Origin of the sequence: Rhodococcus sp. RD6.2 (assembly GCF_001040705.1) — a bacterium.
Lineage (GTDB): Bacteria > Actinomycetota > Actinomycetes > Mycobacteriales > Mycobacteriaceae > Rhodococcus_G.
Window position 1 is genome coordinate 699,343 of sequence record NZ_CVQP01000005.1, and the last position, 19,729, is coordinate 719,071.

A 19,729-nucleotide genomic window follows, 5' to 3' on the forward strand; every position below is an offset into this window, starting at 1 on the left:
GGACCCGATGCTCACGCCGGCGGGACGGTAGCCGTGGCCCACCTCTCCTCGAGGCGCCCGTACCGCCAGATCACCAACGCTGCGGCCCAGGTCACGACGAACAGGGCGACGACGCCGTAGCCGAGCACGTTCAGGTCCAGACCGGTCAACACGCCCCAGAACCCGCCAGTCCAGCCGAGTTGCTCGGCGAGCAGCCCGAGCAGTTCGACGGTGCCGATCAGCAGCGCGACGACAACGGACAGGGCGGTCACGGTGACGTTGTAGTACACCCGCCGGACCGGATGGGAGAACGCCCAGCCATACGCGAAGTTCATGAACGACCCGTCGGCGGTGTCGAGCAGGCTCATTCCGGCGGCGAACAGCACAGGCAGGCACAGGATCGCGTACCACGGCAGCCCCGCGGCGGCGCTGGTCCCGGCAAGCACGAGCAGAGCGACCTCGGTGGCTGTGTCGAAACCGAGGCCGAACAGCACTCCCACCGGGTACATCTGCCACGGTTCGGTAATCGACCGCATCACCCGGCCGAGAACTCGAGTCACCAGCCCTGCTCTGTTCAACTGGTCCTCGATCTCCGCGTCGTCGACCCGGTCTGTTCGCATTCGACGGAACACCCGCACCGTTCCGTACAGCGCGAGGATGTTGACCGCGGCAATGACGCACAGGAACGTGCCCGAGACAGTCGTGCCGATCAGCCCTGTGTACCGGTGCAGCGCGGAGTCCTCGTCCCGGACAGGTCCGGCGATCGAGGTGATCCCGATCGAGAGCAGCATCGCCAGGCCGAACACGACCGTGGAATGGCCGAGCGAGAAGAAGAATCCGACCGACAGGGGACGTTGTCCGTCGTTCATCAGTTTGCGGGTGGTGTTGTCGATCGCCGCGATGTGGTCAGCGTCGAACGCATGCCGCAGGCCGAGTGCATACGCGGTCATCCCTACGCCGAGACCGAGGGTGGACGTGCCAAGGTCGTACTGTTGCGGGGCGACCACGAATGCCAGCACACCCCACCCGATCAGGTGGAGCACAACGATCACCATTGCCATCGCCGCGACGCGGACCCACTCGGTGCCGGCGAGACCCGACCGCCTTGCCGATGTGGGCATCGGTCAGACCGTCCCGGCCCGGCCGACCAGGGCGGCCGTATCCCGGTGCAGTCGGCCGAAGTTGTAGTAGGCCGCGCACGCCCCCTCGGGCGAGACCATGCAGGTGCCGATCGGGGTCTCCGGGGTGCACGCGGTGCCGAACACCTTGCACTCCCACGGCTTGATGACCCCCTTGAGGACCTCGCCGCACTGGCAGGCCTTGGGGTCGGCCACCCGCAGGCCGGGCATCGAGAAACGCCGCTCGGCGTCGAAGTCCGCGTAGTCGGGGTGGATGCCCAACGCGCTCTGTGAGATGAACCCCAGGCCGCGCCACTCGAAATGCGGGCGGAGCGTGAAGGTCTGCGCCATCAGACGCAACGCCTGCACGTTGCCGTCCGCCCGGACCACGCGGCTGTACTGGTTCTCCACCTCGCACCGGCCGCTGCGGATCTGCTGCAGCAGCATGTGCACCGACACCAGGATGTCCAGCGGCTCGAAGCCGGCGACCACGATCGGTTTTCCGTACACCTCGGGCACGAAGCGGTACGGCCGCAACCCCACCACCGTCGACACGTGCCCCGGACCGAGGAACCCCGAGAGCCGCAGGTCCGGGGACTCGAGGATCGCCTTGATCGGCGGGACGATCGTGACGTGGTTGCAGAACACGGTGAAGTTGTCCAACCCGAGTTGCCGAGCCCGCACGAGTGTGACGGCGGTCGACGGCGCGGTGGTCTCGAAGCCGACGGCGAAGAACACCACGTGCTTGTCGGGGTTGTCGACCGCGATCTTCAGGGCGTCCAGCGGCGAGTACACGAAGCGAATGTCGGCGCCGCGCGCCTTCGCCTCGATCAGGTTCCCGCGGGAGCCCGGCACGCGCATCATGTCCCCGAACGTGGTGAACACGACGTCGGGTTGCTCGGCGAGCCACATGGCATCGTCGATGCGGCCCATCGGGATCACGCACACCGGACAGCCCGGTCCGTGCACCAGTTCCACCGAGGACGGCAGCAGGTGCTCGATGCCGTGCCGGTAGATGGTGTGGGTGTGCCCGCCGCACACCTCCATGAACTTGAACTCGTTGCCCGCGGCGAGTTCGGTGATCGATGCGACCAGGGCGCGCGCGGCGGTCGGATCGCGGAACTCATCGACGAATCTCAAGACGGCTCCCTGCCTTTCATCCGGCCGTGCAATTCACTCGGCTTCACGCGAACTCGTTCACCCGATCTCGTTCACGCGATCTCGGACGCGTTGAAGGCCTCGATCTCGTTGACGTAGTCGGCGCCCATCTTTCGCACCTGGTCGAGCGTCGCCTGGGCCTCGGCCTCGTCGATCCGGGCCATCGCGAATCCGACGTGCACCAGCACCCAGTCGCCGACCTGCAGTCCGGTGTCGGCGAGCAGCCGGACGCTGATCGCCCGCTGCACACCACCCACGTCGACCTTCGCCAGATGCTCCGCGGGATCGCTCATGTCGACCACTCGACCGGGGATGCCCAGACACATCGCGCCTCATCCTCTCTCGTCAGCAGATCCGGGGCAGCGGATCGCCGACCAGCATGTCGACGATCCGGCTGCTGCCGAACGCGGTGCGCAGCGCGACGATGCCCTCCGGCTCGGCCAGGATCTCGCCGATGTCCGCTGCATCCGCGCCACCAGGACTCGCCCGCAGCGCGGCGAGCGCAGCGTCCGCCTCGTCGGGGGCCACGACGGCGATGAACTTGCCTTCGTTCGCGACGTACAGCGGGTCGATGCCGAGCAGGTCGCACGCGCCGACCACCGCCGGCCGAATCGGCAACGAGGCCTCGTCGAGCACCACCGCGAGCCCGCTGGCCTGGGCCAGCTCGTTGCACACAGTGCCGACACCACCGCGGGTGGGGTCGCGCATCCACCGGGTCGCCGGTGCTGCCGCGAGCAGCGACTCGACCAGCGCGTGCACGGGTGCCGTGTCCGAGGGGATGTCTGCCTCGAGCGCGAGGTCGCCCCGGGCCAGCAGGACCGCCATGCCGTGATCGCCGATGGTCCCGGAGACGAGCACCCGGTCGCCGGGCCGGACGAGGCCGGCGCCGAGGCGACGGCCCGCGGGCACCACCCCGACCCCGGCGGTGCTGACGTACAGGCCGTCGGCGGCGCCCCGGCCCACCACCTTGGTGTCGCCGGTGACGATCTCGACGCCGGACGCGGAGGCAGCGGCGGCCATGTCGGCGACGATCGAGCGCAACCGGTCGATCTCGAAGCCCTCCTCGATGACAAATGCCGCGGACAGCCACCGCGGTCGCGCGCCCGACACCGCCAGGTCGTTCACCGTGCCGTGCACGGCGAGATGTCCGATCGAACCCCCCGGAAACGACAGCGGCTGCACGACGAACGAATCGGTGGAGAACGACAGCCGGTCCCCGGTGTCGAGGCGCATGGTGGCCGCGTCGCCGAGCTGCTCGAGTTCGGTGTTGCGGAAGGCGTCCACGAACACGGCGTCGACCAGAGCCGCGGACGCCTTCCCCCCGGCGCCGTGCGAGAGCGAGATCACCGTGTCGCGCAGGCGCGGTCGGCGCCGGCGGAAGGCCTCGATCCGTTCGAGAACTTCGTCCTCGTGCTCGGTTCCGGTACTCACGGTCGACCTCCCGTGCTCGACTCGGCGTGTGCCAGGTGTTCCTGCGTGAGCGACCACAACCGGTAGCCGAGCAGGGCGTGGCTCTCCTGGATCCGGTGGATGCTCTGTGATCGGACGGTGAAGCAGAAGTCGAGGTCGTCGGTGGCGGCCATGCGGCCTCCGTCGTGTCCGGCGAATCCGATGGTCAGCAGGCCGCGGTGGCGGGCCTCGGTCAGCGCGGTCATCAGGTCGTCCGAGTTGCCGGAGGTGGACAGCGCGATCACCGTGTCGTGTTCGTGGGCATGCGCGATGATCTGCCGCGAGAAGATCAGGTCGAACCCGACGTCGTTGCCGAGGGCCGTAACCACCGCCTGGTCCGCGGCCAACGACCACGCGGGCACAGGACGCCCGCGGGCGGGCCTACTGAACAGGGACGCCAGGGTCGCGGCGTCGGTGGAGCTGCCGCCGTTGCCGAAGGTGTACAGCCTGCCGCCCCGGGAGAACCGGTCGGCCGTCAGACGTCCGGCCGCGTCCAGGCCGGCCGCCCATTCGTCCAGCGAGGCACCCTGCAGGCGGGCGCTGTCGGCCGCCTTGCCGCGGGCCGAGGCGGCGAGGTCGCGCAGCAGCGCGGTGGCATCGTGTTCGTGCGCGTCGATGAACGGATACAGGAAGTCGGTGTTCTCCGGTTCGCTGCTCACGGCCACTCCTCCGTCCCGTCGTCGTCCGGGTCCAGCCGGGTGATCGCCACCCCGCCGTGCACCAGCACCAGATCGCCGGCGGCGACCTCGCCGAGCAGCGACATGTCGACCGGTTCCCGGCCGGTCGCGGTGCGCACCGGTGCCGACCCGATGCCGTCGGCCGGCCACTCCACCTCGCCGAGCCGGCCCTCATCGCTGCAGGTCACGCACGTTTCGTCGGCGCAGGCCGACGCGGTGAGCAGGCCGGGGTGTTCGAAGCACACGTGGGTGAGCTCCCACAGCAGGTGGTAGAGCAGCACGAACCGGCCGGTGGCGGGGACCATCGGGTCGTCGGAATCCACCCACAGCACGTGGGTGGCGGAGCCGGGCGCAGGCCTGGGACCGGAGCCGATCCAGATCGTGTCCGCGCCCCACGCGGGCGCCCGCCGGACGATCTGGCGGACCGCGGGCTGATCCGCGGAGGCCACCGCGAGGATCACGTCGCCGGGACGGGTTGCGACCCGGCACTGGGCCACGGGGTCCGATTCCACCAGCGACACCGAGGGCAGGGCCCGTTTGCCCATGATGACCGGGTGCACGAACTCGACCGCCACGTGATGGGCGTGTGGTTCCCACTGTGGAGAGACGACCCACAGCGTCGCCCCAGCGTGGAAGCGGCGGGCCAGTGCCAGTGCAGTATCGGCGAGGTCGGCGGCCAGCTCCGGCCCGATGGAATCGGTGCCGGGCCCTGAGTCGTGTGTCCTCGTCATCGTGGCCGTCCCCTTTCGTCGGCGTCCGGAATGCCGCCGCGGGCGTGGGCCAACCCGAGCGCAGCCTGTCCCAGCGAGAGGCCACCGTCGTTCGGCGGTACCCGCCTGTGCGTCAGGACTTCGAACCCGTTCTGCTGCAGCATGATTCGGATCGAACTCAGAAGCACCCGGTTCTGGAACACGCCGCCGGTCAGTCCGATCGTGTGCACCCCGGCCGCCTCGGCCAGCCGGGACGCCAGCTCGGCCGTCCCGGCTGCCAGCGCGAGGTGGAAACCCGCCGCGAGGTTCGCGGCAGGGATTCCGTCGCGGACACCGTCGACGAGGTGGGCGACAGTACCCGCCCAGTCCAGTTCCTCGCCCCGCAGCGCCCACGGCAGCACCACAGGGTCCGCGGCGCTGCGGGCCAGTGCCTCGAGCTCGATCGCGGCCTGCGCCTCGTAGCTGATCCGATGCCGAACGCCCAGCACGGACGCCGCCGCGTCGAACAGCCTCCCGGCGCTGGTGGTACGCACGCAGCCGACGCCGCTGGTCAGCTGCGAGTCGACCAGCGCGCGCTCGTCGGCACCGAGGGCGCGCGCAGGCGGCAGGTCGTCCACGTCCCCGATGTCGGCCTCTCGCAGCACCGCGAGCGCGACCCGGGCTGGGGTTCGCACCGCGATGTCGCCGCCGGGCAGCGGGAAGGACCGCAGGTGCCCGGCCCGGTCGGCGTGCAGCGGATCCGGACCGACCAGCAGCAGCTCCCCGCCCCAGACGGTGCGATCGCAGCCATAACCGGTGCCGTCGTAGGCGATCCCGAGCACGGCGGTGCCGAGCCGGCCGTGCTCGGCGAGCAGCGACGCGACGTGCGCGTGGTGGTGAGCGGCCGTGACCAGGTCCAGATCGTGCTCCGCGCAGTACCTTTCGCCCCACTGCCGGGTCGCGTAGCCGGGGTGTGCGTCCGCGACCACTACCTCCGGGGCGACGCGGTGCAGGGCCGTCAGCCGCGCCACCGAAGCCTCGAACGCGCACCGGCTGTCCACGGTTCCCATGTCCCCGAGGTGCGCCGAACAGAAGGCGAAGTCCTGGCGGGTGAGGCAGAAGGTGTTCTTCACCTCGCCGCCGACCGCCAGCACCACCGGACCCGGCTGCAGCAAGAGCACCGGCATCGGCGCATATCCGCGGGAGCGGCGCAGCGGCAGTTCCGCGCCGCCGGTGACCGCGACCACCGAGTCCTCGCAGGCCACCGCGATGTCCCGGTCGTGCATCACGAACAGGTCGGCGATGCCGGCGAGGTGGGCACGCGCTTCGGAGTTGCCAGTGCACAACGGCTCACCGGACAGGTTTCCGGACGTCACGACCAGCAGTCTGGGCACCGGTCCGTCGTGTCCCGGGACCGGCGCGAACAACAGGTGGTGCAGCGGCGTGTACGGCAGCATCACCCCGAACTCGTCGAGTCCGGGGGCGACGGCGGCCGCGACCGCGGTCCCACGGCGTGCGCGGAGCAGCACGATGGGCCGTGCCTGCGCCGTGAGTGCATCCCGCTCGGCCGCGGACATTTCGCAGAGCCCGGTGACCGCGGCAACGTCCGGGGCCATCAGCGCGAACGGCTTCGCCGGACGGCGTTTGCGCTCGCGGAGCCGGGCCACCGCGTGCGGGTCGGTGGCATCGCACACCAGATGAAAGCCGCCGAGCCCCTTGACCGCGACGATCGCACCAGACGTGATCGCGGACTGCACTGCGATCAGCACGTTCGCGTCGCCGTCGATGCGGATACCGTCGTGTTCGGCGAAGATCCGGGGACCGCAGTCCGGGCAGCAGATCGGCTGCGCGTGGTAACGGCGGTCACCCGGGTCGTCGTATTCGTACGCACAGGCCGGGCACATCGGGAACCGCGCCATCGTGGTCGCGGGCCGGTCATAGGGCAAGTCGGTGATCACGGTGTAGCGGGGACCGCAATGGGTGCAGTTCACGAACGGGTGCCGGTACCGCCGATCGCCTGGGTCGCGCAGCTCGCGTAGGCAGTCGTCGCAGGTCGCAACGTCCGGGGGGACGAGCGTGCGGGCGCCTGCGGTGCGGTGGCTTTCGACGATGCGGAAGTCATGTTCGCCGGACGGCGGCTGCAGGACGCTTGAGACGTTGGCCAGGATCGCAAGCGGAGGAGCGTCGGAGCGCAGTCGGCGTGCGAACCGGTCGAGGTCCTCGGCCCGACCTTCGATCTCCAGGAACACCCCGGTGTCGTCGTTCCCGCAGTGCCCGCCCAGCCCCAGGTCGCGGGCCAGGCCCGCGACGAAAGGGCGGAAACCGACGCCCTGCACCACCCCGCGCACGATCAGGCGCCGCCGCTCGATCCGGTTGGCGGCCGCTGTCTTCGGATCGGCGACTGTCATCGTCGCTGCCTTCCTCGATACGGCGCCATCGGGAGGTCAAGATCTTGGTCGCCAGTTGAGGCAACGCACTTCCATTAAGACCTCGTGGGTGGTGGATGTCAACGGCTCACCGACCGGCGGCGGGCGATCCACCGGTACCACTCGTCCAGTCCCTCACCCGTGGTTGCCGACAGTGCGATGAGTTCACTGTCCGGGTTGACCGATTTGGCATGGTGCGAACAGGATTCGAGATCGAAGTCCACGTACGGCAGCAGATCCACCTTGTTGACGATCACCAGGTCCGCGACCGCGAAGATGTGCGGATACTTCAGCGGCTTGTCGGCCCCCTCCGGCGTCGAGACGATCACCACCTTCGCGTGCTCGCCGAGGTCGAACAGGGCCGGGCACACCAGGTTCCCCACGTTCTCGACGAACAGCAGTGTTCCCGCACCCGGTTCGAGGACGGCCAGTGCATCACGCATCATCTGGGCGTCGAGGTGACAGCCGGCGCCAGTGTTGACCTGCACCACCGGGCATCCGGCCGCACCGATCCGCTCCGCATCGAGGCGGGTCTCCTGATCTCCCTCGATCACCGCGACCGGAATCGTCGAGCCGAGGTCGGCGATCGTGCGTTCGAGCAGCGTCGTCTTTCCCGCACCCGGCGAACTCATCAGGTTGAGAGCCGTCACGCCGCCGTCGTCGAGTCTGGCGCGGATTCCCGCGGCGAGCAGGTCGTTCTTCGCGAGCACCTGCTGTTCCAGCAGGACGGTCTCGATCGGGGGCCGGTCGTGATGGTGGTCGTGGTCGTGATGGTGGTCGTGGTCGTGTCCCGGCGCACCGGATTCCGCGCCACACCCGCAGGTCGCACACATGACGTCAACTCACCTCCATCGAGACGATCTGCAGTTCCCGGCCCGACCGCACCTCGATGTCGGTACTTCCACAGGCGCACACCAGGATCGGATCGGGCAGTGCGACATCGGCACCGCAGTCGCGGCAGTGCCCGACACCGGGCGGAGTTTCGATGTCGAGCCGCGCCCCCTCCGCAACGGTGTCCGCAGTGACCACGTCGAAACAGAAGCGCAGCGATTCGGGAACCACCGCGCACAACGCACCGATGATAAGGCTCACGCTGTGCACGCGGCGGTCACCGGCACGTTCGCACACCGTGGACACAACGCTCCGTGCGATCGACAGTTCGTGCATCGCGACCCGCTCCACCCTGTCGGGACTGTCGAGACCAGGGCATGTCCTACGTCCACGATAGGCCACCAATGGCGCCTGCACGGGCGATCCGTTGACCCGCACGGGCCACACCTCGATACTGGACACCACGGGTTGAGCCGATCGACGGCGGACGAGCGCGGTGCACGCGGTCGGTTCGCACTGCAAGGAGGCCCTGTGGACGGCACCCGAGTACCCGACACCGCGGAGCACACCCCGGCGGCCCGAACCGTGATCGACCGCGGCGGGCTCGACCAGCTCGTCGCCGTGCTGCGCGCCGACGGGTACCGCGTGATCGGCCCGAAACTCGACCGCAATGCCATCGTCCTCGGCGAGCTCGACTCCGGTGACGACCTCCCGGACGGGTGGGGTGTGACCACAGCGCCTGGACAGTACCGCGTCCATCGCCGCGACGACGACGCCGTCTTCGGGCACTCGTCCGGTCCACAGTCGTGGAAGCAGTACCTGCACCCTCCTCGTCGCCCACTGTGGTCGACGGACCAGGACGGGACCTTCCGGCCGCCGCCGGACGAGGAGGTGGCGTACGCGTTTCTCGGTGTCCGAGGCTGCGATCTCGCCGCCATTCGCATCCTGCGCACCGTCCTGTGCGGTGGCGGCGACGGCCGCACCGCGGCGATGTACTCACGGTTGTTCGTCGTCGCCGTCGACTGCACCGAACCCGGCGGGGTCTGCTTCTGCGCATCGATGGGCACCGGGCCGGGCGCGGCCGGCGACTACGACCTGCGGCTGACCGAGCGACTCGGACACGACGGCCCGCACTACCTCGCCGACTCCGGAACCGACAGGGGTGCAACGGTACTCGCGAGGCTCCAGCACCGGGAAGCGGACCGGGATGAGGTCGACCAGGCCGCCCGGGACGTCGCTGCCGCCGCGGACCGGATGGGCAGACGGATGCCGGACGTCGACCTCCGCGCACTGCTCCGCACCGCACGTGACGCAGATGTGTGGGACGAGGTCGCGTCACGATGCCTGACGTGCGGCAACTGCACCATGGTGTGCCCGACCTGCTTCTGCACCACGGTCGAGGACGTTACAGACCTGACCGGCGGCAACGCCGAACGCTGGCAGCGCTGGGCGTCATGCTTCGAGCCCGAGTTCTCCCACCTGCACGGCGGCGATGTCCGGGTCTCCGGGCAGAGCCGCTACCGGCAGTGGATCTCCCACAAACTCGGCACCTGGCACGACCAATTCGGCTCGTCCGGGTGCGTGGGGTGCGGGCGGTGCATCGACTGGTGTCCCGTCGGCATCGACATCACGCAGGAAGCCGCACGCCTTGCCGAGATGTTCCCGGACGTGGGTGACTACCCGGGCGAAGGAGCGAAATGAACTCCCCCGCATCCGAACCGGACCCTTCCGTCGCCGGGTTGGACCCCGAACACCTGCGGGTGCTGCTCGGGCTGTCGAGGCTCGTCGAGTTCGCGGCCGGTGCGTCGGTGTTCCGCGAGGGCGCTCCCGCCGATCGGCTCTGGGTGGTGCACCACGGACTGGTGCAGTTGCACACCCATGTCCCCGGACGCGGAGATGTCCCGATCGACACGGTCGGCGCCGGCGATCTGCTGGGCTGGTCCTGGATGACCGCCCCCTACCAATGGCACTTCGCTGCGACCGCGTTGTCCGCGTCCCTGGCACACGAGATCGACGCGGCGGCGCTCCGCGAGTCGAGCGAGGCGGACCCGGTGTTCGGATACGCCGTCGCGTGCGCACTGTCGGGTGCACTGCTCGACCGTCTGCAGGCCACCCGGGCACGACTTCTGGACCTGTACGCGACGCCTGACGCAGGCTCGCAGCGGACGACCGCCGCGAGCCCGGTGACGACATGACGGATGCGGCGGATCCGATGGTCCCGACCCCCTATCGGGTCCGGGACCGGACCACCGAAACGCATGACTCGGTGACACTGTCCCTCGTCCCCGTCGTTGTCGCGCTGCCGCACTTCGTTCCGGGGCAGTTCATGATGCTGGCCGCCGCGGGAGTCGGTGAAATCGCCCTCTCCATCAGCGGAGACCCCGCCGGCCGCCGTCTCCAGCACACCGTCCGTGCCGTCGGCGCGGTCAGCAGCGCGATCCACGACGTCCCGGTGGGGTCCGTGCTCGGGGTGCGCGGCCCCTTCGGCACCGGGTGGGACCTCGGTACCTGCGTCGGACGTGACGTGGTGATCGTGGCGGGTGGTGCCGGACTGGCGGCGGTGCGGTCCGCGGTGCTGACGCTCCGTTCGGCCCGCGCCGACTACCGCCGGGTCGTCCTGGTCGTTGGCGCACGCGATCCCGCCGAGTTCCTGTTCCGGGACGAACTGAAGGTGTGGGCCACCGACGGGAGCATCGAGGTGGAAGTCACCGTCGACCAGCCGAGCAGCGACTGGGACGGGCCGGTCGGGTTCGTCACCGAGCCTCTCGGTCGGCTGGACCTCGATCCGGGCCGGACCACCGCCCTGATGTGCGGCCCGGAACCGATGATGCGGTTCGCAGCGCGGGTGCTGGTCGGCAAGGGGATCCCCGCCTCCGACATCCGCGTCTCACTCGAACGGAACATGCAGTGCGGCACCGCGCTGTGTGGTCACTGCCAGCTCGGTGAACTCCTCCTCTGCCGCGACGGTCCGGTCGTCGACTACGCGGTGGCGGGCCCCCTCCTCCACGTCCGGGAGCTGTGATGCCGAAACCGACTCTGGCGGTGTGGAAATTCGCGTCGTGCGACGGGTGTCAGCTCTCGTTGCTCGACTGTGAGGACCAGCTGCTGCAGCTGTCCGACGAGATGACCATCGGCTACTTCCTCGAGTTCTCCAGCGCCACCGTCGAAGGACCCTACGACCTGTCCCTCGTGGAGGGGTCGATCACCACCGCGGAGGACGTCGAACGGATTCACCACATCCGCGAGCGGTCGCGCCACTTGGTCACGATCGGCGCCTGCGCCACTGCAGGCGGCATCCAGGCGCTGCGAAACTTCGCCGACATCAGGGAGTTCGCGGCGAACGTCTACGCCTCACCCGAGTACATCGACACCCTCGCGACCTCGACGCCGATCGCGGCGCACGTCCACGTCGACCACGAACTGCGGGGTTGTCCGATCGACCGGCGCCAGCTGCTGGAGGTGCTCACCGCGTTCCTGGCCGGTCGCCGGCCCGACACCCCCGCCACCAGTGTCTGCAACGAGTGCAAGCGTCGCGGCCTGACGTGTGTGATGGTCGCGGACGGAACACCGTGTCTGGGTCCGGTCACGCACGCCGGCTGCGGCGCCCTGTGCCCCTCGCTCGACCGTGGCTGCTACGGCTGTTTCGGTCCGACGCCGCGGCCGAACCTCACGTCGATGACGCAGTGGCTGCGCCTCTGCGGGATGGACGACGACGCGATCGACCGGGTGTTGGCAACGTTCAACGCGGCCTCACCCGACCTCGCCGCGTACACACACCCCGTCACCGAACGCACCGAGCCCGGTCATGGGTGACGAGGACCGGCGGCTGATCGTCCGTGGCCTGGCACGCGTCGAGGGCGAGGGCAGGCTGCGGGTCGCGGTTCGCGGCGACCGGGTCGAACGCGCTGAGCTGAGCATCTACGAACCACCGCGCTTCTTCGAGTCGTTCTTGCGCGGTCGGGACTTTCGTGAACCCCCCGACATCACCTCGCGGATCTGCGGTATCTGCCCGGTCGCGTACCAGGTCAGTGCCTGCAACGCGATCGAGGACGCATGCGGCGCTCAGCCCGACGACGCAGTGACCAGGCTGCGCAGGCTGCTCTACTGCGGCGAGTGGATCGCCAGCCACGTGCTGCACATCTACTTCCTGCACGCCCCCGACTTCGCGGGCGTCGACGACTCGATCGCCCTCGCCCTCGCCGACCGCCCCCGAGTGGAACGGGGCCTGGATCTGAAGAAGGCGGGCAACGCGATCCTCGAACTGCTGGGTGGCCGCCCGATCCATCCCGTCAACGTGCGTATCGGCGGCTTCTATCGGACGCCCACCCGCGAGGAACTCCGGCCTCTCGCAGAGCAACTGCGCCGGGCCCTCGACGACGCGCTCGACACCGCCGCCTGGATCGGCGGATTCGACTTCCCCGACCACGAACTCCCCTACGTGATGATCGCCCTCACCCGGCCCGATCGGTACGCCATCGAGTCCGGCGCCATCCACACCACCGGCGGCACCCGGTTCTCGGCCGGCGAATTCCCGGAGCACGTCACCGAGCACCAGGTTCCCCACTCCACGGCACTGCACGCTCGACTGGACGGACATCGTTACCTCGCCGGCCCGCTCGCCCGATACACCCTCAACAGTGCTCGGCTGTCGGAGACCGCGCGCCAGGCAGCATCCGCCGCCGGACTGGGTGAGCAGTGCCGAAATCCGTTCCGCAGCATCGCTGTACGTGCGGTCGAAGTGGTATATGCGGTCGACGAGGCACTGCGGCTGGTCGAATCCTACGAGCAACCGTCGGCCCCGGCCCGCGTCCTGCACCCGCGGGCAGCGACCGGTCACGGTGTCAGCGAAGCTCCCCGGGGCCTGCTCTACCACCGGTACGACCTCGACGGCGACGGCACGATCCGCAGCGCGACCATCGTCCCGCCGACATCGCAGAACCAGTCGGCGATCGAACACGAGCTGGCCGGTGTCGTCGAACGGAACCTCCATCTCGACGACGCCGACCTGACGATGCTGTGCGAGCGGACGATTCGCAACCACGACCCGTGTATCTCCTGCGCCACCCACTTCCTCGACCTCACGATCGACCGACAATGACCGCGGTGGTGATCGCGCTCGGCGACGAGTTCCGGGGCGACGACGGTGTCGGCCCGGCGATGGCGCGGGTCCTGGACGGGTGTGGTCTCCCTGCCCGAATCGTGGTCTCACGCGGCGATCCCGTCGAACTGATCGACTGGTGGAACGGTGTACACGTCGCAGTGATCCTGGACGCCGTCACGCATGTGCACCCGTGGCCTGGATCGGTCCGCGTCATCGATCCCGCCGACCTGCAGACCACCGCCGCAGGCACTCATGGCTTCGATCTCGGCGCGGCTATCGCGCTGGGCAGGGCGCTGGACAGGATGCCGGACAGGCTGGTGATCGTCGGTATCGAGATCACCGCACCCGGCCGGGGACCCGGACTCTCGGCTGCCGTGGCTGCCGCCGCCCCGGAGGTGTCACGCACGGTCGTTGCCGCGATCGCGGGTGAGGCCCCCCACTCGGACCGCTGACCCGGTCCCCGATCGCTCTCAATACCCTCCCACGGCATCGCGGCGCCGTGACCTCCACCGCAGCATCTCGTCGCAGCCCCACACCAGGAACGGCAACGGCACCAGCGCCACAACCTGCCACGGCTGCGGGGTGACCGTCCCGAACACCCGCTGCAGGACCGGCACCGTCACCACGAGCGCGGCGAAACACACCTCGAATGCGATGCCCCACAGCAACAGCGGATTCGTGGCGAAGCCTGTCTCCGCGAGCGAGGCGCGGCGGGTCCGCGCGGCGGTCGCGGTACCGATCTGGCATGCCACGATGCCGAGAAACGTCATCGTGGTGGCCTGCTGCCAGGTGTGGTGCAACGGGCCGACTCCGACGTCCGCACCCAGCGACCAGCCTCCGGCGACCAGCGTGACGAGGAACAACACCATCACCAGTACCGCCGACACCCCACCGAGAACTCCCCAGGCCCGCACCAGCATCGGCCCGTCGATCACCGACTGGCTGCGGGGTCGCGGAGCGCGTTCCATCAGCCCCGGCTCCGCCGGTTCCCTACCCAGCGCGAGAGCAGGCAGCGTCTCCGTACCCAGATCGATCGCGAGGATCTGCATGATCGTCAGCGGCAGTGGCACGGCACCACCGGTCACCGCGTAAATCAGGAACGGCACCACCTCGGGTGTGGCATGCGCGAAGATGTAGACGATGAACTTCTGCACGTTGTCGTAGACCTGCCGCCCCGCCTCGACAGCCTTGACGATCGTCGCGAAATTGTCGTCGGTCAGCACCATCGTCGCCGCCTCCCGCGCGACGTCGGTACCCGACAACCCCATGGCGACACCGATGTCGGCACTGCGTAGAGCGGGCGCGTCGTTGACACCGTCACCGGTCATCGCCACGATGTTCCCCTGCGCCTGCAGCGCGTCGGTGATGCGGAGCTTCGTCTCCGGCGAGCTCCGGGCGAAGACCAGTTCGCCCGGTTCCGAGAGGAGCGCGTCGAGGTCGCGGTCCGACATCCGTTCCATCTCGTCGCTCCCCACCACGCGCAGGCCGTCGCGACCGATTCCCACCCCTTCCGCGATGCCCTGCGCCGTCAACGCGTGGTCGCCCGTGACCACGACGAGCCGGATGCCCGCGGTATGGCATCGCCTGACCGCATCGGGTATCTCGGGCCGTGGCGGGTCGACCAGTGCGGCGACGCCGAGGAAGACGAGGTCCCGCTCGACCTCGTCACGGGTGAGCCCCGCCGCCGCGCCCGCGTCGACACGGCGGTCCGCGAGAACGAGCAGGCGCCGCCCCTGCCGTGCCCAGGCGGTGACCGTCTCGTTGATCCAGGCCCGGTCCGCCTCCGTCAGTGCCCGATCGGTGTCGCGGCCGACGGCGATCCGGGTGCAGCGGGCAACCATCTCCTCGGGCGCACCCTTCGTGTGCACACGAACGCCCTCGGGCGTGTCGTCAACCGTGGACATGCGCCGCAGGTTCGGATCGAAGTGGAACTGCGCGATCCGGCTCGAGCGGTCCTGCCGCGGTTCGACACCCAGCGCCGCGGCAGCACGCAACAACGCCAGTTCGGTCTGGTCCCCGGCCTCGACGCCCTTCTCCCCTTCCGGATCGGCAGCGGCGGCCAGTTCGGCGTTACTGCAGAACACGGCGGCACACGCCAGCCTGTGCGCCGCGGTAGCCTCCTCGGCCACCGCGGCCAGATCGACGACCCCATCAGCCGTGCGGATACCGACCACGCGCATGCGATTGAGGGTCAGGGTGCCGGTCTTGTCGGTGCAGATGACACTTGTCGATCCCAGCGTCTCCACGGCGGAGATCCGCTTGACCAACGCACCCCGCCGCGCGAGCGCCCGAACCCCGACCGCGAGAGCGAGCGTGATGGTCGGCAACAGTCCTTCCGGCACATTCGCGACCAGTAGTCCGATCGCGAAGGTGACGGCGTCCCCGAAGGACAGCCCCGCCGCGAGGGTGCCGAGCGGGATGAACGCGACCCCCATGCCGACCGCTACGACGGCGATGAGCCGGGCGACCCGCTTCACCTGCCGCTCGAGCGGGCTCTCTTCCGGCCGAACGCGTTGGGACAGCGCCGCTATCCGTCCGAGTTCGGTCCGCATCCCGGTGGCGAACACCACCGCGGTCGCGTCACCCGCGGTGCAGGTCGTCCCGCTGAAGACGACGTCCCTGGCCTGGATCAGCGGAACGTGACTGTCACCGATATCGACGGCGACCGGGACCGGCGCGGATTCCCCGGTCAGGGTCGACGTGTCGACTTCCAGTGTCCCGGTCAGCAGCCGTGCATCGGCCGAGACCCGGTCGCCTTCGGTGATCACGACCACGTCACCGGGTACCAGTTCGCGGACGTCGACCTGACGTTCCACGCCGTCGCGCAGCACCCGCGCATGGTCGGGCAGGTACGCCGAGAGCGCCTCGACCGCCTGCTCGGCATGCCGTTCCTGCACGAACGCGAACCCCGCGTTCAGGATGATGACGGCGACGATCGCGACGGCGAGTGGACCCGAGCCGGACAGCGCTGCGAGCGCCGCCGCCAACCACAACAGCAGTGCGAGGGGATGCACCAATTGGCGGAGCAGTTCCCGCCACCACGGATCCCCGCGTTTGCGCACCAGGTCGTTGGTCCCGGCGACGGTCAGCCGTCGCTCGGCGTCCCGGCTGGACAGACCCTCCCGGCGTGACCGCAGGTCGCGCAGCAGCCGCTCCAAAGCCTCCTGCGGGTCAACGGCAGTCGTTCCGTCGACCGCCGGGGGTGGCGGCACCGCTGCCGACCGGCTCACGGGGTCGCCGCGCGATCGTGCCCGGGCGCCTCACGGATCGCCCACTCCATCGCGTCCACACCGGTCACGACGACGTCCGCACCTCGACGCTTCAGAGATGCCGAACGAGCCTCCGAGCCGATCCCGACAACAAGGCCGAACCCACCGCGGTGAGCGGCGGCGGCGCCCGACTCCGCGTCTTCGGTGACGACGATCTCGGCCGGGTCGGTCCGCAGACGCCCGGCCGCCTCGAGGAACAACGCCGGGTCGGGCTTGCCGGCCAGGCCGAACCGCTGGGCGTCGACCCCGTCGACCCTCACGTCGAAGTCGTCGATCAGTCCCGCACGGGACAGCACTGCTGCGGCGTTCCTGCTCGCGCTCACGGCGGCGACGAGCACACCGGCGCCACGCAGTCGACGCAACGGGTCGACGGTCGGTGCGATGACCTGACTGCCCTCCCCGTCGAGCAGTTCGTGGAACAGCCGGTCTTTCCGCTCCGCCAGCCGCGCCACAGTCTCGCCCGGAGCACCGGGCGCGGCATCCTCCTCGACGATGATGTCCCGTGACGCCAGGAAGGAGCGGATCCCGCCCGCACGGTTCCGCCCGTTGACCCAGGACAGATAGTCCTCGTCGGTGAACGGCGGCTGCGCTGGGTCGAGGCGAATGAGGAATCCGTCACGACAGACCGCGCCGGTGGCATCCATGAGTCTCCTCGCCGAAACGCGCGTGCGTTGTTCGTTCCCCATCGTTCACGTACTCCGCTGTGTCCCCGATGCGACGCCGTTCCCACGCCGCGCGGCCCGATACAGTTCACCGAGGTCGGATTCGATGCCCCTGCACAGTTCGTCCAGATCGGGGACGCCGTCGTAGTCCCCGGTGACACCGAAGGCCAGCTGCTGGTCGTAGCTCATGACTGCGACGCCGAGCCGAAGCCGGACCGCGATCGGGACGTAGGGCAGCAGTTCGACGACCCTCCGGCCGAGCAGGGTCAGCGGAACTCGTGGCCCCGGAACGTCGGTGGTCACCAGTGCCACGCTGTGCTGCGGCACCCGAAGCATCAGCCGCACGGCCCACGCGAGCGGAGCGAACGGCACCCACTGCGCCAGATCCGACACCATCTGCCCGGCCCCCGACTCCCCGTCGGACTTGGCTGCCTGCATCCGCGAATGCACGACGCGGAGCCGCTCGACCGGACCCTCGACCTCGACCGGCAGGTACGGGAGCATCAGCGAGATCTCGTTGTCCAGAGCGGCCCCCGCAGTGCCACCGGCACGGTAGGACACCGGCACCAGCGATCGAATCGTGTGTGGCCCGGGTACCTCCCCACGCCGGATCAGTTGCCGCCGGACAGCTCCGCTGACGGCGGCAAGCGCAACGTCGTTGAGAGTCACCCCGAAGACGTCACAGATCATCAAGGCATCCGGCAACGATGCCCGGGCGAAGCCGTACCGTCGATTCCGGGTCAGTGGGCCGTTGAACGACGACGACACCGACGGGACCAGCACCCGCCCGGCGAGGACTATGGAACCGGCGGCCAGGCCGACGAGGCGCGCGACGGTCCGGCGCGGCGAGCCCAGTGCGCCGACGAACCCCGAAGCCAGCCCAACGGGACCCGATGCTTTTGTCCTCGTGGCACTTTCACCGCGCACTACAGGGTCGGTCGATGTGTCGGAGTCGGGACGCACCACCGGATCGCACAGCGCCTCGAACAGTCGCGTGCCTGAGATTCCGTCGGCCATGCTGTGGTGAAGCTTCATCAGCAGTGCCCACCGGCCGTCCGCCAACCCTTCCACGACCCAGCACTCCCACAGCGGCCGGTCCCGATCCAGCCGCACCGCCATGATGTCGGCGATCTGCCTGCACAGTTCCGCGTCGTCACCGGGATGCGGCAGCGCGACCCTCCGCACCTGACGGTCGATGTCGAACCCTTCTGCCGCAACCCATTTCGGTAGCCCCAGATCCAACGGCACCCGATGGACAACCTGTTGCGCCCGCGGAACCTCCCCGAGACGGCCACCCACTGCGGCGGCGAACTCCGAACGCGTCGGTGCCGGACCTTCGAGTATCGCGACGGCCGCGATTGCCAGGTTCGCGGTGTCGTCGGCCTCCTCGACCTCGAGGAAGCATGCGTCCAGCGGCCGTAACGACGCCACGGTGCCTCACCTCATCACTGTCCGCGTCCGGCGTCGGCTGGTCTGCCGGACCGGACGATCATGATCGGACACTGTGCGCTGTGCAGCAGCGTCGCACTGATCGAGCCCAGCACCATGCCCTCGAACCCACCTCGACCACGGGTACCGACCACCAGGAGTTCCGCGCCGACCGCTCGATCCCGAAGTGTCCCTGCCGCGTTCCCCCGGACGACGGCCCTCGTCACGGGAACCTCGGGGTACCGCTCGGACCACCCGGCGAGGGCCTCCGCGAGAACCGCCCGCTCAGCTGCGTCGACCTCGTCCCACTCCATGTCCAGTTCGCCGCAGTATGCCGACGACACGGCGAACTGCGACCACGTGTGGACCGCGACAACTCCGGTCCCGCGCAACGCCGCCTCCGTGAACGCCGCCTCCAGCGCAGGCACGCCGTTCTCGGTGCCGTCCACCCCGACGACAACGTTCCCGACACCAGAGGTCTGACCCGTCTGCCCATGAATGACGACGACGGGGCTGTGGGCATGGGCGGCGAGTGCAACGGCCACCGAGCCCGCCAGCACGGCACTCACGTGTCCCAGTCCGCGGCTGCCGACCACGACCATCCGGGCGGACTTGGACTCTTCGATCAGGGCCGGCCGCTCCGCTCCCTCGAGAACGTCGGTGGTGATCTCGGTGACGGTCGCCGACGTGTCGGTGGTGTGGGCAATGGCCGCTGCCACGGCGAGATGGTCGTGGACCGCGCGGTCCCGGTCCGCGAAGTAGCGCGGCGGCAATCGGAGGTCGCCGTGTGGTGAGACTGCGCCGAGCGCGGAGACCAACCGCAGAGGGCAATGGTGCAGTTTGGCCTCACGTGCCGCCCAACTGACCGCCGCATAGGAGGGGACGGACCCATCGATGCCCACCACGACCGGGGTGTCCGATTCGGCGGCCCTCACGCCGCAC

Annotated in this window: 19 protein-coding genes; 6 read left to right on the plus strand and 13 right to left on the minus strand. The window is 69.4% G+C overall.

The window, feature by feature from the left end:
- Positions 1-11: 11 nt before the first annotated feature.
- From RHCRD62_RS09590 to RHCRD62_RS09630, 9 genes are all read right to left on the minus strand, one after another.
- The gene (locus tag RHCRD62_RS09590; RefSeq protein WP_050064421.1) at positions 12-1,100 is read right to left on the minus strand and encodes a Nickel transporter NicT; all 1,089 of its coding nucleotides are present in this window, start codon (positions 1,098-1,100) and stop codon (positions 12-14) included.
- Between the two features lie 3 nt (positions 1,101-1,103).
- Complete coding sequence (gene hypD / locus RHCRD62_RS09595; protein WP_050064422.1) at positions 1,104-2,237, minus strand: hydrogenase formation protein HypD; 1,134 nt, start codon at positions 2,235-2,237, stop codon at positions 1,104-1,106.
- A 71-nt stretch (positions 2,238-2,308) separates the two neighbouring features.
- Positions 2,309-2,581 (minus strand): HypC/HybG/HupF family hydrogenase formation chaperone, encoded by a 273-nt coding sequence (locus RHCRD62_RS09600; protein WP_050064423.1) that lies wholly within the window; start codon positions 2,579-2,581, stop codon positions 2,309-2,311.
- Positions 2,582-2,600: 19 nt separating this feature from the next.
- On the minus strand, positions 2,601-3,686 hold the full coding sequence (hypE, locus tag RHCRD62_RS09605) for a hydrogenase expression/formation protein HypE (protein ID WP_050064424.1): 1,086 nt from the start codon (positions 3,684-3,686) through the stop codon (positions 2,601-2,603).
- Entirely contained in the window at positions 3,683-4,363 is a 681-nt protein-coding gene (locus RHCRD62_RS09610; RefSeq protein ID WP_050064581.1) for a D-sedoheptulose-7-phosphate isomerase, read from the minus strand. Before RHCRD62_RS09610 ends, hypE begins: the two co-directional genes overlap by 4 nt.
- Entirely contained in the window at positions 4,360-5,112 is a 753-nt protein-coding gene (locus RHCRD62_RS09615) for a HypC/HybG/HupF family hydrogenase formation chaperone (RefSeq protein ID WP_050064425.1), read from the minus strand. The genes RHCRD62_RS09610 and RHCRD62_RS09615 overlap by 4 nt, the downstream gene beginning before the upstream one ends.
- The gene (hypF, locus tag RHCRD62_RS09620; RefSeq protein WP_050064426.1) at positions 5,109-7,478 is read right to left on the minus strand and encodes a carbamoyltransferase HypF; all 2,370 of its coding nucleotides are present in this window, start codon (positions 7,476-7,478) and stop codon (positions 5,109-5,111) included. Before hypF ends, RHCRD62_RS09615 begins: the two co-directional genes overlap by 4 nt.
- Before the next feature lie 98 nt (positions 7,479-7,576).
- Complete coding sequence (gene hypB, locus RHCRD62_RS09625) at positions 7,577-8,329, minus strand: hydrogenase nickel incorporation protein HypB (RefSeq protein ID WP_050064427.1); 753 nt, start codon at positions 8,327-8,329, stop codon at positions 7,577-7,579.
- 4 nt (positions 8,330-8,333) lie between these two features.
- Positions 8,334-8,663: a hydrogenase maturation nickel metallochaperone HypA/HybF gene (locus RHCRD62_RS09630; protein ID WP_050064582.1), complete on the minus strand. Its 330-nt coding sequence runs from the start codon at positions 8,661-8,663 to the stop codon at positions 8,334-8,336.
- Positions 8,664-8,858: 195 nt separating this feature from the next.
- On the opposite strand from RHCRD62_RS09630, the gene RHCRD62_RS09635 reads away from it, so the two are divergent.
- Genes RHCRD62_RS09635 through RHCRD62_RS09660 form a run of 6 tightly spaced genes read left to right on the plus strand, consistent with a single transcriptional unit; the run spans position 8,859 to position 13,880 of the window.
- Positions 8,859-10,028 carry a 4Fe-4S dicluster domain-containing protein gene (locus tag RHCRD62_RS09635; RefSeq protein ID WP_050064428.1) on the plus strand — a complete coding sequence of 390 codons (1,170 nt, stop codon included), beginning with the start codon at positions 8,859-8,861 and terminating at the stop codon, positions 10,026-10,028.
- Positions 10,025-10,522 (plus strand): Crp/Fnr family transcriptional regulator, encoded by a 498-nt coding sequence (locus tag RHCRD62_RS09640; RefSeq protein WP_050064429.1) that lies wholly within the window; start codon positions 10,025-10,027, stop codon positions 10,520-10,522. The genes RHCRD62_RS09635 and RHCRD62_RS09640 overlap by 4 nt, the downstream gene beginning before the upstream one ends.
- On the plus strand, positions 10,519-11,349 hold the full coding sequence (locus tag RHCRD62_RS09645) for an FAD/NAD(P)-binding protein (protein ID WP_050064430.1): 831 nt from the start codon (positions 10,519-10,521) through the stop codon (positions 11,347-11,349). Before RHCRD62_RS09640 ends, RHCRD62_RS09645 begins: the two co-directional genes overlap by 4 nt.
- Positions 11,349-12,140 carry an NADH-quinone oxidoreductase subunit B family protein gene (locus RHCRD62_RS09650; protein WP_050064431.1) on the plus strand — a complete coding sequence of 264 codons (792 nt, stop codon included), beginning with the start codon at positions 11,349-11,351 and terminating at the stop codon, positions 12,138-12,140. Before RHCRD62_RS09645 ends, RHCRD62_RS09650 begins: the two co-directional genes overlap by 1 nt.
- The gene (locus RHCRD62_RS09655) at positions 12,133-13,425 is read left to right on the plus strand and encodes a Ni/Fe hydrogenase subunit alpha (RefSeq protein ID WP_050064432.1); all 1,293 of its coding nucleotides are present in this window, start codon (positions 12,133-12,135) and stop codon (positions 13,423-13,425) included. Before RHCRD62_RS09650 ends, RHCRD62_RS09655 begins: the two co-directional genes overlap by 8 nt.
- A complete protein-coding gene (locus tag RHCRD62_RS09660; RefSeq protein WP_050064433.1) occupies positions 13,422-13,880 on the plus strand; it encodes a hydrogenase maturation protease in 459 nt (152 codons plus the stop codon). Before RHCRD62_RS09655 ends, RHCRD62_RS09660 begins: the two co-directional genes overlap by 4 nt.
- 18 nt (positions 13,881-13,898) lie before the next feature.
- Here RHCRD62_RS09660 and RHCRD62_RS09665 read toward each other — a convergent pair whose 3' ends face one another.
- Genes RHCRD62_RS09665 through RHCRD62_RS09680 form a run of 4 tightly spaced genes read right to left on the minus strand, consistent with a single transcriptional unit; the run spans position 13,899 to position 19,722 of the window.
- Positions 13,899-16,658 carry a cation-translocating P-type ATPase gene (locus RHCRD62_RS09665; RefSeq protein WP_253277254.1) on the minus strand — a complete coding sequence of 920 codons (2,760 nt, stop codon included), beginning with the start codon at positions 16,656-16,658 and terminating at the stop codon, positions 13,899-13,901.
- A complete protein-coding gene (locus tag RHCRD62_RS09670; protein WP_050064434.1) occupies positions 16,655-17,341 on the minus strand; it encodes an HAD family hydrolase in 687 nt (228 codons plus the stop codon). The genes RHCRD62_RS09665 and RHCRD62_RS09670 overlap by 4 nt, the downstream gene beginning before the upstream one ends.
- Positions 17,342-17,386: 45 nt before the next feature.
- On the minus strand, positions 17,387-18,790 hold the full coding sequence (locus tag RHCRD62_RS09675; protein ID WP_050064435.1) for a wax ester/triacylglycerol synthase family O-acyltransferase: 1,404 nt from the start codon (positions 18,788-18,790) through the stop codon (positions 17,387-17,389).
- Between the two features lie 14 nt (positions 18,791-18,804).
- Positions 18,805-19,722: a universal stress protein gene (locus RHCRD62_RS09680; protein ID WP_050064436.1), complete on the minus strand. Its 918-nt coding sequence runs from the start codon at positions 19,720-19,722 to the stop codon at positions 18,805-18,807.
- Positions 19,723-19,729: the final 7 nt, after the last annotated feature.

What these genes read in the sequence shown, in the direction of transcription:
- RHCRD62_RS09590 (WP_050064421.1), bottom strand. Translation starts at nt 1,100, where the DNA reads ATGCCCACATCGGCAAGGCGGTCGGGTCTCGCCGGCACCGAGTGGGTC.
- RHCRD62_RS09600 (WP_050064423.1), bottom strand. Translation starts at nt 2,581, where the DNA reads ATGTGTCTGGGCATCCCCGGTCGAGTGGTCGACATGAGCGATCCCGCG.
- RHCRD62_RS09615 (WP_050064425.1), bottom strand. Translation starts at nt 5,112, where the DNA reads ATGACGAGGACACACGACTCAGGGCCCGGCACCGATTCCATCGGGCCG.
- hypF (WP_050064426.1), bottom strand. Translation starts at nt 7,478, where the DNA reads ATGACAGTCGCCGATCCGAAGACAGCGGCCGCCAACCGGATCGAGCGG.
- hypB (WP_050064427.1), bottom strand. Translation starts at nt 8,329, where the DNA reads ATGTGTGCGACCTGCGGGTGTGGCGCGGAATCCGGTGCGCCGGGACAC.
- RHCRD62_RS09630 (WP_050064582.1), bottom strand. Translation starts at nt 8,663, where the DNA reads ATGCACGAACTGTCGATCGCACGGAGCGTTGTGTCCACGGTGTGCGAA.
- RHCRD62_RS09640 (WP_050064429.1), top strand. Translation starts at nt 10,025, where the DNA reads ATGAACTCCCCCGCATCCGAACCGGACCCTTCCGTCGCCGGGTTGGAC.
- RHCRD62_RS09645 (WP_050064430.1), top strand. Translation starts at nt 10,519, where the DNA reads ATGACGGATGCGGCGGATCCGATGGTCCCGACCCCCTATCGGGTCCGG.
- RHCRD62_RS09650 (WP_050064431.1), top strand. Translation starts at nt 11,349, where the DNA reads ATGCCGAAACCGACTCTGGCGGTGTGGAAATTCGCGTCGTGCGACGGG.
- RHCRD62_RS09655 (WP_050064432.1), top strand. Translation starts at nt 12,133, where the DNA reads ATGGGTGACGAGGACCGGCGGCTGATCGTCCGTGGCCTGGCACGCGTC.
- RHCRD62_RS09660 (WP_050064433.1), top strand. Translation starts at nt 13,422, where the DNA reads ATGACCGCGGTGGTGATCGCGCTCGGCGACGAGTTCCGGGGCGACGAC.
- RHCRD62_RS09670 (WP_050064434.1), bottom strand. Translation starts at nt 17,341, where the DNA reads ATGGATGCCACCGGCGCGGTCTGTCGTGACGGATTCCTCATTCGCCTC.